The 13,259-nt window shown below is 61.4% G+C and carries 13 protein-coding genes and 1 tRNA gene; 10 read left to right on the top strand and 4 right to left on the bottom strand.

The annotated features are described in order from the left end of the window. Positions 1–156: 156 nt before the first annotated feature. A tRNA-Gln gene (locus ACD590_RS02450) sits at positions 157–230 on the bottom strand. 243 nt (positions 231–473) lie between these two features. Here ACD590_RS02450 and ACD590_RS02455 point away from each other — a divergent pair. The 3 genes from ACD590_RS02455 to ACD590_RS02465 all read left to right on the top strand — a co-directional run bounded on the left by ACD590_RS02455 (position 474) and on the right by ACD590_RS02465 (position 3,310). Further along, on the top strand, positions 474–2,039 hold the full coding sequence (locus tag ACD590_RS02455) for a Ppx/GppA phosphatase family protein (protein WP_439002073.1): 1,566 nt from the start codon (positions 474–476) through the stop codon (positions 2,037–2,039). 9 nt (positions 2,040–2,048) lie between these two features. Further along, positions 2,049–2,768, top strand: coding sequence for an RlmE family RNA methyltransferase (locus ACD590_RS02460; protein WP_018449420.1), 720 nt, complete (start codon positions 2,049–2,051; stop codon positions 2,766–2,768). Between the two features lie 158 nt (positions 2,769–2,926). Beyond that, positions 2,927–3,310, top strand: coding sequence for a VOC family protein (locus ACD590_RS02465; RefSeq protein ID WP_130651761.1), 384 nt, complete (start codon positions 2,927–2,929; stop codon positions 3,308–3,310). A gap of 108 nt (positions 3,311–3,418) precedes the next feature. Here the strand turns inward: ACD590_RS02465 and ACD590_RS02470 are convergent, their stop codons facing one another. Continuing rightward, positions 3,419–4,843 carry an MFS transporter gene (locus ACD590_RS02470; RefSeq protein WP_018244931.1) on the bottom strand — a complete coding sequence of 475 codons (1,425 nt, stop codon included), beginning with the start codon at positions 4,841–4,843 and terminating at the stop codon, positions 3,419–3,421. Between the two features lie 250 nt (positions 4,844–5,093). Between ACD590_RS02470 and ACD590_RS02475 the strand changes: the two genes are divergently transcribed. The 3 genes from ACD590_RS02475 to ACD590_RS02485 all read left to right on the top strand — a co-directional run bounded on the left by ACD590_RS02475 (position 5,094) and on the right by ACD590_RS02485 (position 8,509). After that, positions 5,094–6,086, top strand: coding sequence for an MBL fold metallo-hydrolase (locus ACD590_RS02475; protein WP_439002074.1), 993 nt, complete (start codon positions 5,094–5,096; stop codon positions 6,084–6,086). 381 nt (positions 6,087–6,467) lie between these two features. Next, positions 6,468–7,952, top strand: coding sequence for an IMP dehydrogenase (gene guaB / locus ACD590_RS02480; protein WP_018244933.1), 1,485 nt, complete (start codon positions 6,468–6,470; stop codon positions 7,950–7,952). Positions 7,953–7,954: 2 nt separating this feature from the next. After that, complete coding sequence (locus ACD590_RS02485; protein WP_131605784.1) at positions 7,955–8,509, top strand: hypothetical protein; 555 nt, start codon at positions 7,955–7,957, stop codon at positions 8,507–8,509. Between the two features lie 7 nt (positions 8,510–8,516). Here ACD590_RS02485 and ACD590_RS02490 read toward each other — a convergent pair whose 3' ends face one another. Continuing rightward, positions 8,517–9,434, bottom strand: coding sequence for a LysR family transcriptional regulator (locus ACD590_RS02490; RefSeq protein WP_439002075.1), 918 nt, complete (start codon positions 9,432–9,434; stop codon positions 8,517–8,519). A gap of 92 nt (positions 9,435–9,526) precedes the next feature. On the opposite strand from ACD590_RS02490, the gene ACD590_RS02495 reads away from it, so the two are divergent. From ACD590_RS02495 to ACD590_RS02505, 3 genes are all read left to right on the top strand, one after another. Next, positions 9,527–10,282, top strand: coding sequence for an SDR family NAD(P)-dependent oxidoreductase (locus ACD590_RS02495; protein WP_247265017.1), 756 nt, complete (start codon positions 9,527–9,529; stop codon positions 10,280–10,282). A 112-nt stretch (positions 10,283–10,394) separates the two neighbouring features. After that, entirely contained in the window at positions 10,395–10,811 is a 417-nt protein-coding gene (locus tag ACD590_RS02500) for an MAPEG family protein (protein WP_439002076.1), read from the top strand. A 223-nt stretch (positions 10,812–11,034) separates the two neighbouring features. Then, entirely contained in the window at positions 11,035–11,676 is a 642-nt protein-coding gene (locus ACD590_RS02505; RefSeq protein ID WP_032998819.1) for a TetR/AcrR family transcriptional regulator, read from the top strand. A gap of 6 nt (positions 11,677–11,682) precedes the next feature. Here the strand turns inward: ACD590_RS02505 and ACD590_RS02510 are convergent, their stop codons facing one another. After that, positions 11,683–12,639: a LysR substrate-binding domain-containing protein gene (locus ACD590_RS02510; RefSeq protein WP_032995021.1), complete on the bottom strand. Its 957-nt coding sequence runs from the start codon at positions 12,637–12,639 to the stop codon at positions 11,683–11,685. A 215-nt stretch (positions 12,640–12,854) separates the two neighbouring features. Here ACD590_RS02510 and ACD590_RS02515 point away from each other — a divergent pair, with 215 nt between their 5' ends. Further along, on the top strand, positions 12,855–13,154 hold the full coding sequence (locus tag ACD590_RS02515; protein WP_439002077.1) for a DUF1127 domain-containing protein: 300 nt from the start codon (positions 12,855–12,857) through the stop codon (positions 13,152–13,154). Positions 13,155–13,259: the final 105 nt, after the last annotated feature.

Here is a 13,259-nt window from a genome sequence, read left to right on the forward strand (position 1 = left end):
GCGCTATAGAAGCGCTTCTCGCCATAATCCGTGGGAGGCGCGATCTTGCTATCGAACGTGCGGAATTGCAGGGAACTGCATTGCAAGCACCCGCAACATCACATGCGCAAGTTTGCTGCCCTATTTCCGGTCGCCGCGTTGACTGAGAAAAATTTTTGGCTGGGGAACCTGGATTCGAACCAAGATTAACGGAGTCAGAGTCCGTCGTTCTACCATTGAACTATTCCCCAGCAGTTGCCGCCGAAGCATGGCTTGGCTGCTGTGCGGCGCTTATAACCAAAAGCGGGCGGATTGCAAATAGCCGTTTTGAAAAAATTCGGTGCTGCCGTCGAAGAGGTGAAACCACGCCAAATCCCCCGTCCAAAAAAGAATTTGGCGATTTCGGCGGGCGCTGATATTCTTGCCGCAACGCAAAAATCGAATGAGCGCCTGCTGCATATCTCAAGACTTGCGCGGCGCGGTGGAAAAACAACGTGGAAGACCCCGAAGGCGGCGCAAAGCCGCAATTTGACGGGGCGTCGGCGGCAGGGCGCAAGGACGGCAAGAAGTCCAGGCGCCGTAAGGGCAAACGTGGTGGGCAATCCCGCAACGCGGCTCATCCCGCTTCGCTTGAGCCTTCCGGCGGTGCCGGACAGCCAGCGCGCCCGATGGAAGATGCAGCCGGTAATCCGGCCCGCAAGCGCAAGCGTCGCCGTCGTGGCGGCCATGGTGCTGCGCAGGATGGTTCACTTCAACCTCATGTGATGGAACAGGCCGGAGCGGCAGATCATGCCGCCCGGTCCGATGGCGATTCGGCGCCCAGCCGTCGCAACCGCCGCAAGCATCGCGGCAAGCGCGGTCTTCAGGGCCGGCCTCTGACATCGGCAAAACCATCAGGTGTCTCGCAACAGGAACGCCGCGCGGAAGAGACGGCGCTCGGTGCCGAGCTGCGTGAAACATTGAATGGTGCGAGCGCCAACCGCAGGGGCCGCCAGGAAAGCCATATCAATCCCGGGCATCAGGGGGATCGCCAGGCCGGCGAGCATGCTTGGCCGGAGGAGCTCTATGCCGCTCTCGATCTCGGCACCAATAATTGCCGTCTCCTCATTGCCCAGCCGACCCGTCCGGGACAATTTCGCGTCGTCGATGCTTTTTCCCGCATCGTGCGCCTCGGCGAAGGCCTTGCGGCCAGCGGCCGTCTGTCCGACGAGGCGATGGAGCGGGCGATCGAGGCCTTGAGGATCTGCGCCTCCAAGCTCAGGAACCGGGAGATCCGCCGCATGCGGCTGATCGCCACCGAAGCCTGCCGCCAGGCCGTCAATGGCGAGGAATTCCTCAGCCGCGTCGTTGCAGAAACCGGCCTCGCGCTCGAGATCATCGATCGCGAAACCGAAGCGCGGCTTGCCGTCTCCGGCTGCTCCTCGCTGGTCGGTCGCGAGACGCGCTCCGTCGTGCTGTTCGATATCGGCGGCGGTTCGTCGGAGATTGCCGTCATCCGTATCGGCGACAATCGCTTCAGCCGCCTCGCCAATCACATCACCCACTGGACCTCGCTGCCGGTCGGCGTCGTCACGCTGTCGGAGCGCCATGGCGGGCACGACGTCACGCCGGAGGCTTTCGAAGGCATGGTGCGCGAAGTCGAAGGCATGCTCGGACACTTCGATTGCCCGGAGATCGAGGTCGCCCAGACCGGCGACTTCCATCTGATCGGCACGTCTGGCACGGTGACGACGCTTGCCGGCGTCCATCTCGATCTGCCGCGTTATGACCGGCGCAAGGTCGATGGCATCTGGCTGTCCGATGACGAGGTCTCCGCCATGCAGGCAAAGCTTCTCTCCTGGGATTTCGCAAGCCGCGCCGCCAATCCCTGCATCGGGCCGGATCGGGCCGATCTGGTGCTGGCTGGCTGCGCCATTCTCGAGGCGATCCGCCGCCGCTGGCCAAGCCCGCGCATGCGCGTTGCCGATCGTGGCTTGAGGGAAGGCCTGCTCACAGACATGATGGCCGATGACGGCGTGTGGCGGCGCAACCGTAACCGCCGCGGCCAGCGCGCGAGATAGGAAGAAGGCATGACCAAGGCACCGATCGCGGGAAACCGCACCGGCCGCAAGCTCGGCCAGCGCGTCAAAAACAAGAAGATGAAGGCCTCCTCCCGCCAATGGCTGGAGCGCCACCTCAACGATCCCTATGTGCAACGCGCCCAGCTCGAAGGCTATCGCGCCCGTGCCGCCTTCAAGCTGCTGGAGATCGACGAGAAACATCATATCCTGCGCGGCGCCAAGCGCATCATCGATCTCGGCGCTGCGCCGGGCAGCTGGTCGCAGATCGCAGCCAAGGTCACCGGCTCGACGGATGATGATATTCGTGTGGCCGCGATCGATTTCCTTGAGATGACCCAGCTGCCGGGGGTCAAGATCCTGCAGCTCGATTTCCTCGATCCCAGTGCGCCGGAAAAGCTGCTGGAGGCCGTCGGCGGCACGCCCGATCTTGTCATCTCAGACATGGCGGCGCCAACCACTGGCCACCACCGCACCGACCATTTGCGCACCATGCATCTCTGCGAAGTCGCGGCACATTTCGCCGTCGAAGTGCTCCAGGAAGGCGGACATTTTCTCACCAAGACCTTCCAGGGTGGCACCGAGCGTGAGCTGCTCGCCATGCTAAAGCAGAACTTCCGCCAGGTCGTCCATGTCAAGCCGAACTCGTCGCGCGCCGAATCGGTCGAGATGTTCCTGCTGGCCAAGGGGTTCAAGGGGCGCAAGGCCGAAGGCGACGCTGAAGAGGCTTGATCTTCGTGCCGGTCCTGACGGATGATGGCGATCGACTGCATAGCTCCTTAAAGCGCTGTCGATTTAAAGATGAGATATGCAGCAATGGAAAGCGTTGCCGCGTCCTTTGCATATCTGAAAGGGCGCGCGGCGCTGTCAGGATTTGAACCGCTGATCCCATGCTTCTTTACGTCACGCTCGGAACCAACGACCTCTATCGCGCAGGGCATTTTTATGATGCCGTGCTGCCTGTGCTCGGTTATCGCCGCCAGCGTTCTTCCGAAGAGGAAATCGGCTATGCCGCCGAGGGCGATACGCGCTGCCGCTTCTGGGTGGTGACGCCCTTCAATCGCCGCCGGGCGACCTCGGGCAATGGCGCCATGGTGGCACTTGCGGCCGAAACACGGGCCGATGTCGACGCCTTCCATGCGGCGGCGATCGCGGCAGGCGCCGTGGATGAGGGTGAACCCGGCCTGCGCTCCTACCATGCCCATTTCTATGCCGCCTATGTCCGTGACCTCGACGGCAACAAGCTCTCTGCCGTCTGCGAAAACCCGCAGTAACGGTGACCTAAACCGTCGCAATCTTTCAGATTCGTTCCTCGCGCTTCAGTCTTTGTTTCCACGCATGTCGGTACCGCAAAACCGCTGCACGCTTTTGCGCGACATGCTCTATTTCACCGCGTGCTGTTCGGCTTCAACAGTTGCTGCCGTCATCGTCTTCAAGCGGTGGCCGGAAACGAGTGCGCCGGCATTGCGGTCCATCCGGATGAAGGGAATGGTCGCAATCACCGTCAGTCCGGCAATGATGTAGAAGGCAAGGTGGAAATCGGCCACCTGCAGCGCTTCGCCGCTGATATAGATCGAGCTCTCCAGGATCGCGGCGGCGACCGCAACACCGAGCGCGAGGCTGACCTGCTGCATCACCGAGCTCATCGATGTCGCCTGGCTGGCTTCGGCATCATCGATGTCGGCGAAGGCAAGCGCATTCACCCCGGTGAACATGAAGGAGCGGGAGAAGCCGCCGAGCAGCAGCACGCCGATGATGACGAGGTGCGGCGTAGACGGCGTGAACAGGCCGGTGATGACAGTCACCAGGGTGGTTACCCCGGCGGCGCCGAGAAGCGTGGTGCGGAAGCCGGCGGCTGCAAAGACCCGCTTCGCCATGAACTTGGTGGTGATCGCCCCGATCGCGCCGGCAAAGGTGATGAGACCGGATTGGAACGGCGTCAGCCCGAAGCCGAGCTGCAGCATCAACGGCGTCAGGAAGGGCATGGCGCCAACGCAAATGCGAAACAGCGTGCCGCCCAAGGTGGAGGCGCGGAACGTTGGGTTCTTGAACAGGTTGAGGTTGAGGATCGGCGCCGGGTGCCGCTTGGCATGGCGCACGTAGAGGACGCCGCAGCTGAAGCCGATCAAGGTGGCGGTGACGCCGATGATCGGGGGCAGGGCCGGCAGACTGACCACCGACAGGCCGAAGACGACGCCCGCAGCCGATAGCGAGGTCAGCACGAAACCGGTGAAATCGAGCCGCGGCGGCGCCGTCGCTTCCACTTCGGGCAGGAAGATCGTCGCAAGCCAGATTCCGATGATGCCGACCGGCACGTTGATCAGGAAGATCCAGTGCCAGCTGAAATAGGTGGTGATGAAGCCGCCGAGCGGCGGGCCGGTGAGCGGGCCGACAAGTGCGGGGATGGTGAGCAGCGCCATGGCCGAGACCAGATCGCTGCGCTTCGTGGTGCGCACCAGCACGAGGCGGCCGACCGGGGTCATCATCGCGCCGCCCATGCCCTGCAGGAAGCGGGCAAACACGAATTCGACGAGGTTGGACGAGATTGCGCAGAAGATCGAGCCGATGACGAAGACGGAGATGGCAAGCCGGAAGATCTTCTTGGCGCCGAACCTGTCGGCCATCCAGCCGCTGACGGGGATGAACACTGCCAGCGCCACCATGTAGGAGGTCAGCGCGAGCTTCAGCGTGATCGGCCCGACATGCAAATCACTAGCGATCGCCGGCAGCGCGGTCGCAATGACGGTCGAGTCCATCTGTTCCATGAAAAGGGCGACGGCAAGGATCAGCGGGACGATGCGATTCATAGGCGGGAGCCTTGATGGGGCAGCGGATTGGAGCTGGAAAGGCTCGTGCTATTTAGTCCCAGCTGTGGGTTATGCCAATCCCCAAATCCGGGTCGACGACACGTTTGCTTCACGTCTGCGTGAGACGGCTTGCGCATCAACGTCGCGTGTCAAGATTGAGATATGTCGACTCCGCCGGGCATGAAAACCCGGCGGAACTGACATCGGGGGCCGTGCGGCGACGCACCGCACGTCATAAGAGGATGGACATATGGCAATTTCATCGGGAATAAAGCGGCGCACCCTTTTTGCCGCGGGCCTTGGCCTGCTGGCGGCGCCGGCAATTTTTAAAGAGAGGGCCGAAGCGGCCGCAACTGGAGACAGCAATCATATGGATGGAACACCTTTGCCCGAGGTCAATCAATTCAAGCTAGGTTCCTATAAGTTCACCGTCGTCCGCGACGGCACCAGCATTGTCGAAAAGCCCTATGAAACCTTCGGCACCAATCAGGACCCCGAAACGGTCAAGACGTTGCTGACCGCAAACTTCCTGCCGGCCGACAAGTTCATGAATGGCTATACGCCGGCCCTTATCGATACCGGTTCGGATGTCATCCTCGTCGATACCGGCTTCGGCGCCAGCGGCCGCGCACGTGGCGCCGGTCAACTGACCGAAGGCCTGAAGGCGGCGGGATATTCAACCGACGACGTCACGCTGGTGGCGCTCACCCATCTGCACGGCGATCATATTGGCGGTCTGATGGAAGACGGTGCGGCTGCCTTCAAGAATGCCCGCTATGTCGTCGGCCAGGCCGAATATGATTTCTGGTCGGACAAGGCACGTGAGGGCACGCCGGCCGAAGGCGGTCACAAGGCGGTGCTTGCCAATGTGGTGCCGCTCGCCGAAAAGACCACTTTCATTAAGGAAGGGGACAGTTTCGCGCCCGGCATAACGGCGATGCTGGCGGCCGGCCACTCACCGGGGCATATGGTGTTCCACGTCGAATCCGAGGGCAAGCGCCTTGTACTCACCGGCGATACGGCCAATCACTATATCCTGTCGCTGCTGCGGCCGGATTGGGAAGTGCGCTTCGACATGGACAAGACGCAGGCGGCGGCCACGCGCCGCAATGTCTTCGAGATGATTGCGAGCGAGAAGATCGCCTTCCTTGGCTATCACATGCCGTTCCCGGCGGTCGGCTTCGTCGAAAGGCAGGATGGCGGTTATCGCTTCGTGCCGAAGACCTATCAGTTCAACATCTGATCCGAACCGGTTCAGCCTTTCACGGAAGCGCTGGACCGCTCTAACTTCTTGTTTTTATGCAATTCCGAACGGAAAAGCGCTTACAGCGCCGCGCGTCTTTTCAGTCGCGCAAAGGATGCTGTAACACTTTCAATCCTCGCATCGAGCTTCCGAAAATCGATTCCGATTTTCGGGCCGATGCGCTGGCGCTTTTCCTGCAATGCTCTTGGCGCATGGCACCCATGACGAACCCGGCGGACATGCCGGGCTTTTTGCTATTTCCTTCCTGTCATAGACGTGTTACCAGCCCTCGCCAACTTCCAAGCAACCCATGCAGACCGCCGGGGCGGACGATTCGTTTCCGGACAGGGTCGCATTTTTATTAAATGAAGGAATTTGGCCATGGCACGCATCATTGAAACGGCAACCGGCGCAGACGCGCTCACCTTCGACGACGTGCTGCTGCAGCCGGGACATTCCGAGGTCATGCCGGGCCAGACGAATATCTCCACCCGCATCGCCCGGGATTTCGAACTCAACATCCCGATCATCTCATCAGCCATGGATACCGTCACCGAGAGCCGCCTTGCGATCGCCATGGCCCAGGCCGGCGGCCTTGGCGTCATTCATCGCAACCTGACGCCGATCGAGCAGGCCGAGCAGGTCCGGCAAGTGAAGAAATTCGAAAGCGGCATGGTTGTCAATCCGGTGACGATCGGCCCCGATGCGACGCTTGCCGATGCGCTCGGGCTCATGAAATCCTACAGCATTTCCGGCATCCCTGTCGTGGAGAAGTCCGGCCGCCTCGTCGGGATCCTGACCAACCGCGACGTCCGCTTCGCTACCGATCAGGAACAGAAGATCCATGAGCTGATGACCAAGGACAAACTGGTCACCGTCAAGGAAAACGTCGATCAACAGGAGGCCAAGCGCCTGCTGCATTCGCATCGCATCGAGAAGCTGCTGGTGGTCGATACCGAAGGCCGTTGCGTCGGCCTCATCACCGTCAAGGATATCGAGAAGTCGCAGCTGAACCCGAACGCTTCCAAGGATGCGCAGGGCAGGCTTCGCGCTGCCGCCGCCATCAGCGTCGGCGATGATGGCTTCGAGCGCGCCGAGCGGCTGATCGAGGCCGGCGTCGACCTTCTGGTCGTCGATACCGCCCATGGCCACTCGCAGCGCGTCCTTGATGCCGTCACGCGCGTCAAGAAGCTTTCCAACTCGGTGCGGATCATGGCCGGCAACGTCGCCACCTATGACGGCACCAGGGCGCTGATCGATGCCGGCGCCGATGCCGTCAAGGTCGGTATCGGTCCGGGTTCGATCTGCACGACGCGCATCGTCGCCGGCGTCGGTGTGCCGCAGCTCGCCGCCATCATGTCGGCGGTGCAGGCCGCGAATGATCAGGACGTGCCCGTCATCGCCGATGGCGGCATCAAGTTCTCCGGCGATCTTGCCAAGGCGATTGCCGCCGGCGCTTCCGCCGTCATGATCGGCTCGCTGCTTGCCGGCACCGATGAGAGCCCGGGCGAGGTCTATCTCTACCAGGGACGCTCCTTCAAGGCCTATCGTGGCATGGGCTCCGTCGGCGCCATGGCCCGCGGCTCGGCCGACCGTTATTTCCAGGCCGAGGTGCGAGACACGCTGAAGCTTGTGCCTGAGGGCATCGAAGGTCAGGTGCCGTACAAGGGGCCGGTTTCGGGTGTTATCCACCAGCTCGCCGGCGGCCTCAAAGCGGCCATGGGCTATGTCGGCGGTAAGGACCTCAAGGATTTCCAGGACCGCGCCACTTTCGTGCGCATCTCCGGTGCCGGTCTTCGCGAAAGCCACGCCCATGACGTGACGATCACCCGCGAGAGCCCGAACTATCCGGGCGCCGGCCTCTGATCATGAAGGCGGGCAGCCGGATTCCTCTCTGGATCGTCGCGCTGCTCGCAGCCCTCTGTCTTGCCGTGCTCGCCTGGACGACCTTCGGCTTCGTCGTTCCGTTCAAGCACGAAACCGGCCAGGCGGTGCTCGATACCTATTTCGCCGGTTACGACGAGTCCGCGGTCTTCCACATGCAGAAGCTGCTCGATGAGAACGAGACGGCGACCAGGTTGCTGCGCGCCATGTATTTCGGGCCGGAGCTGATCTTTCCGGCATTGCTGACGGCGCTGCTGTTTCTCGCCTTCCTCAAGCTCGGTCCCGGCGGCGCATGGTTCGGCCGATCGGCGCATCCGCTCGTCGGCAAGGCGGTCTACCTGCTGCCGTTCATCTACGGCATCGCCGATTACGGCGAGAACATCTCGAGCCTGATCGCCTTCGGCGATGGTACGCCCTCAGGCCTTGCAACACAGCTGCTGCCGTGGATGACGCGGCTGAAATTCGCAAGCCTTGCTATCTGCTTCATCCTCATCGCCCGACTTGCCATCGCCCGCTGGCTCTCGCCGCGCCAAGACTAAGGTGCTATCAGCCTGTCCACCGCCACGTCGGATTTGATAGCCGCGCCACCATGAAATCCGAGAGCACCTCCACCTTCGCAGGCCGAGCCCGGGCAGAGGGCGTGACGAAATAGAGTGCTCCGCTCGGCAGCGTCCAGTCGGCGAGGATCGCTTTCAACCTGCCATCGGCGAGATATTCATGCGCCATGAATTCCGGCAGCTCTACAATCCCAAGGCCGTGCAACGCCATCGGAATCAAGGCTTGCGAATTGGTGGAGCGCAACGGACCGGCCGGCACGACAACTTCCTCTTCGCCTGCCTTATTGCGAAAGCGCCAGACGTCCTGGCGCGGCCGATAGGCGTACCCTAGGCAATGGTCAGCCTTAAGCTCGCGCGGATGCCGCGGCGCGCCGTATCTATCGATGTACGCCGGTGCAGCGAGGATGAACGGAGCGACCGCTGTCAGCCTCCGGGCGACCAATGAGGAATCCGGCAGAACGGCAATTCTCAGGGCAGCATCGAAACCGTCTCCCACCAGGTCGACGATGGCGTCGCTCATATGCAGGTCGATAGAAATATCGGGATAGAGGTCGAAAAAGTCGGGCAGGATCGGCGCTAGCCAGCGTGTGCCGAAGGCCATCGGCACGGCAAGCCGGATAAGCCCCCGCGGTTGGCTGGACAGTTCGCGCGCTGCATTTTCCGCAGCCTCTGCTTCCGCATAGAGCCGCGAGGCACTGTCGACCAATCGCAAGCCGAAATCGGTCAGCGCCAGTTGCCGCGAGGTGCGGTTGAATAGCCGTGCGCCAAGTCTCTCCTCCAGCCGGCTGACAGCCCGCGAAACGGTAGGCACCGACACACCGAGCGTCCTAGCGGCGCGGGCGAAAGAACGCTCTTCGGCGACCTTGGCGAACATTGCGAGGCCTTCGAAATCCGGAAATTTCGTCATTTCATTCCTGCAATAATAGCTTTCATTTCTTTCTATTTCGAAACGTTCGTCGCGTCCATATCTCAGCCTTGGTCGAACAACAGGAGACGACAATGACACAGAGGTTGAGTGGAAAGATTGCAGTGATTACTGGCGCAACGTCGGGCATCGGTCTTGCGACTGCCAAGCGTTTCGCCGCCGAAGGCGCCCAGCTTTTCGTGACCGGCCGGCGCAGGGACGTGCTCGACGCGGCCGTTGCGGAGATAGGGGGTAAGGTTGTTGGCATCCAGGCGGACTCGGCAAAGCTGGCGGACCTTGACCGGCTCTATGACCGCGTGAAAGCCGAAGCCGGCCGGATAGATGTGTTGTTCGTCAATGCCGGCGGTGGTTCGATGCTGCCACTCGGCGAAATTACCGAAGAGCAGTATGACGACACGTTCGACAGAAATGTGAAAGGTGTTCTTTTCACCGTGCAAAAGGCGCTGCCGCTGCTCGGTCAGGGCTCATCGGTTATCTTGACGGGATCGACGGCGGGCTCGACCGGTACTCCGGCCTTCAGCGTCTACGCCGCCTCGAAGGCCGCGCTACGAAGCTTCGCTCGCAACTGGATCCTCGATCTCAAGGATCGCGGCATTCGTATCAATACGCTGAGCCCCGGTCCGACAAAGACAACCGGTCTCGTCGAACTCGCCGGCAAGGATGAGGTGCAACAGCAGGGCCTGCTCAATTATCTCGCAACGCAGGTGCCAATGGGGCGCGTCGGCCGCGCCGAAGAGATCGCCGCCGCCGCACTCTTTCTCGCTTCCGACGATTCGAGCTTCGTCACCGGTACCGAACTCTTTGCCGACGGCGGCGCCGCGCAGGTGTGATGAAGTCCGGCGGCCCGCCAGTTTTTGATGGCGGGCCGCCGACGCTGGTATCCCGATCGTCTTTCGACTAATGCTCGCGTCGAAATCGGAAGCGGAAAGGAAACGGCCACACATGACCGGCTATCAAATCTTCTGGCCACTCCTCGCCCATGTGGCCCTGGTCTATGGTCTTTATGCGGTTCTTGGGCTTCGGCGTGCAAAAATGGTCCGCGCCGGCACCATCGCGAAATCGGATTATCGCGAAAATCGTGACGAGCCGGCCGAAAGCCTTGTCGTGAAGAACTGCCTCGCCAACCAGTTCGAACTGCCTGTGCTGTTCTACGCCTGCTGCATTCTTCTCTATGTCACCGAGGCCGACAATCTCGTCGCCCTCGGCCTCGCCTGGGCCTTCGTCGCCCTGCGCTACGCCCACGCCGCCATCCATGTCACCAGCAACGACTTGCGTTATCGCAGCCCGATCTTCGCCGCCGGTTATTTGGCTCTGGCCGCCATGTGGGTCTGGCTCGCCATTTGGATGGCGATGGGGTGAAGCGGCAGGCGAGTTGACCATCAACCATCATGCGGACCAGATCGCTTGGATCGGGTTGTGAGTCGATAAAACCGCAGCCTAAAATCGCGATTACACACGCTTTTCCCGGCCGTTAAAATGCGAACGTTTCCATTTACGGCGGATGAAGACCTGCATGTCATATCGACCCGACGCGGTGATTTGGCACATGCCTTCCGCCGCGAACAAAAAGAATGGGAACGACATGGGCGCGGAAAGCATGGATCGGATAGGCCTGCGAAGGAAGCCGAAGCAGGAACGCAGCATCCAGAGGCTGGACCTCATTCTCGCCGCCGCCGCCAAGATCATCGCCGAAAAGGGCGTCAGCGCCATGCGGATGACGGAGCTCGCCGCCGCCGCCAAGGTGCCGATCGGTTCGGTTTACCAGTATTTCCCGGAGAAGGCGGCGATCGTCAAAGCCCTGTTCGACCAGCACGCCTCGGCGATCCAGGCGAAGATGGCGGCGATGTTCACCGGCGTACAGTCACTTGATCAGGCGCTGGATGTCGTCTGCGCCACCATCGACTGGTATTACGATTCCTACCACAACGATCCCGTCTATCTCGGCGTCTGGATGGGAACAGAGACCGATCAGGATCTGTTGCAGCTGAATATCGAGCATAGCGGTCACGTCGCCGGCATCTTCCGTGACGCCGTGCGCCAGCTGGCTCCCGACCTTTGCGACGAAGAAATGTATGCGCGCACTTACCTGTTCAGCCACCTGATCGGCGCTGTCATCCGGCTTGCCGCCGTGAGCGAGGAGGGCCTAGCGCGGCGTATGCTCGATGAGTGGAAGCGCGTCATCCGCGCCTCCCTTTTCACTGCGACCGTGTCGCGCGCCGCCTGAGAGCTCTTACCAGCTTGGTACCATATTGGCCGCCTTCAGCCGCGGATAAAGGCGCGCCTGAGCGGATTTGACATCCGCTTCGAGCGTGTCGTCGACGACAGTGGGCGTGATGTTGTCGAGGCAGGCGGTGATATGCGCCGTGATCGCGTTCATCAGTGAGAGCGAAACGCCAGGTCGCTTCATGATGCCGATCTGCACCGGCGGCAGCGCCGGGAAGCCGTCCGCCTGGCTCAGCACCTTCATGCCCGTTCGCAGCGCCGATTCCGGCATCACCGAAACCGCCATGCCGGCAAGCACGGCGGCGGCAACGACGGTGCAGGACCAGCTCGTGAACAGGATCTGGTGCTCGCGTCCCACAGCATCGAGCGCCGAGCAGGCGAGCTGGCGCCACTGGCAGTCGCGCCGGCCGACGGCAAGCGGCACCGGCGCATCGTCGCGGATCGGATGGTTGGCCGAACCCACCCAGCAGAGCGGCTCGGTTCTCACCACATCGGACATGCGCTCGCGCGGATTGTGGGTGACGAGCGCGATGTCGAGCTCGCCCTTATGCATGCGTTCGGCAAGATCCACCGAGGGCTCGCAGACGATATAGAGCTCGACATTCGGATGCGTCTTGGCGAAGCGGCCGATGATTTCGGGCATGTAGCGGTCGGCATAGTCGTCCGGCGTGCCGATCCGCAGCATCCCCTCCAGCCTGTTGTCGTCGAAGGCCGCGATCGCCTCGTTGTTGAGGCGGATGATGCGCCGGGCATAGTTGAGCAGCTTTTCGCCCTCGACCGTCAGCCGGTTGCCGCGCCCGTCCTTGATGAACAGCTGCTTGCCGATGCGTTCCTCGAGACGGCGCATCTGCATGGAGACGGCCGATTGGGTCTTGTAGACCCGGTCGGCGGCCTTGGTGAAGCTGCCGGAATCGACGATGGCGATGAAAGTCTGCAATTGGTCGAGATCAAGAGGCGCGGACATGTTGTCACCCATAAAGATAGCTGATGATAATCATTAGAAACATTCGTTGGACTGATCAATAGGTCTTTGGCATCTTCGGGATGCAAATCAAGCAAAGTGAAGGACAGACACCCTGCCTGTCCGAGCCCAATTCAGCCTTGCTCCTTCCCGTGCGACCTCGCGGGAGGGCTGGGTTGTTGCGCGCCTAAAAGAAAATCGAAAGAAAGGAGAGTCCCATGCGGATGACAGACAGAACAATAGAACTCGACTGCGGCAAGCTCACCCCGACGTTTTTCCAGCGTCTGGCAGCAGGCTTCACACCGTTGACCTCCTTCTTTCGCGTGTTCCGCAATCGCATGGAGATCAACGGTCTACACGATCTGAACGACACTCAGCTGAGGGATATCGGCCTTAGCAGGGCTGACCTGACCTCCGCGTTCCTGGCGTCGACCTTCTTCGAGGACCCGTCGGAACATCTGACGCGCTCAGCGCGCAATCGCTGGCGCCTGTCGCTCTTCCGCTCCCACGAAGAGTAGGAGCGTCGAGTTTCCCCGCAGGGTGATAGCCAATTAGCCCTGCCGCTTGACCCGGTGATCGGCTTTCCCAAGCCATCTCCGGGTTTTTTTATGCCCTACAGCGTC

It is taken from the genome of Rhizobium sp. 862_C5_N1_2 (genome assembly GCF_051811205.1).
In the GTDB taxonomy this organism is placed as follows: Bacteria; Pseudomonadota; Alphaproteobacteria; order Rhizobiales; family Rhizobiaceae; genus Rhizobium; species Rhizobium leguminosarum.

What these genes read in the sequence shown, in the direction of transcription:
- ACD590_RS02475 (WP_439002074.1), top strand. Translation starts at nt 5,094, where the DNA reads ATGGCAATTTCATCGGGAATAAAGCGGCGCACCCTTTTTGCCGCGGGC.
- ACD590_RS02495 (WP_247265017.1), top strand. Translation starts at nt 9,527, where the DNA reads ATGACACAGAGGTTGAGTGGAAAGATTGCAGTGATTACTGGCGCAACG.
- ACD590_RS02465 (WP_130651761.1), top strand. Translation starts at nt 2,927, where the DNA reads ATGCTTCTTTACGTCACGCTCGGAACCAACGACCTCTATCGCGCAGGG.
- ACD590_RS02485 (WP_131605784.1), top strand. Translation starts at nt 7,955, where the DNA reads ATGAAGGCGGGCAGCCGGATTCCTCTCTGGATCGTCGCGCTGCTCGCA.
- ACD590_RS02500 (WP_439002076.1), top strand. Translation starts at nt 10,395, where the DNA reads ATGACCGGCTATCAAATCTTCTGGCCACTCCTCGCCCATGTGGCCCTG.
- ACD590_RS02490 (WP_439002075.1), bottom strand. Translation starts at nt 9,434, where the DNA reads ATGACGAAATTTCCGGATTTCGAAGGCCTCGCAATGTTCGCCAAGGTC.
- ACD590_RS02510 (WP_032995021.1), bottom strand. Translation starts at nt 12,639, where the DNA reads ATGTCCGCGCCTCTTGATCTCGACCAATTGCAGACTTTCATCGCCATC.
- guaB (WP_018244933.1), top strand. Translation starts at nt 6,468, where the DNA reads ATGGCACGCATCATTGAAACGGCAACCGGCGCAGACGCGCTCACCTTC.
- ACD590_RS02460 (WP_018449420.1), top strand. Translation starts at nt 2,049, where the DNA reads ATGACCAAGGCACCGATCGCGGGAAACCGCACCGGCCGCAAGCTCGGC.
- ACD590_RS02470 (WP_018244931.1), bottom strand. Translation starts at nt 4,843, where the DNA reads ATGAATCGCATCGTCCCGCTGATCCTTGCCGTCGCCCTTTTCATGGAA.
- ACD590_RS02515 (WP_439002077.1), top strand. Translation starts at nt 12,855, where the DNA reads ATGCGGATGACAGACAGAACAATAGAACTCGACTGCGGCAAGCTCACC.
- ACD590_RS02505 (WP_032998819.1), top strand. Translation starts at nt 11,035, where the DNA reads ATGGGCGCGGAAAGCATGGATCGGATAGGCCTGCGAAGGAAGCCGAAG.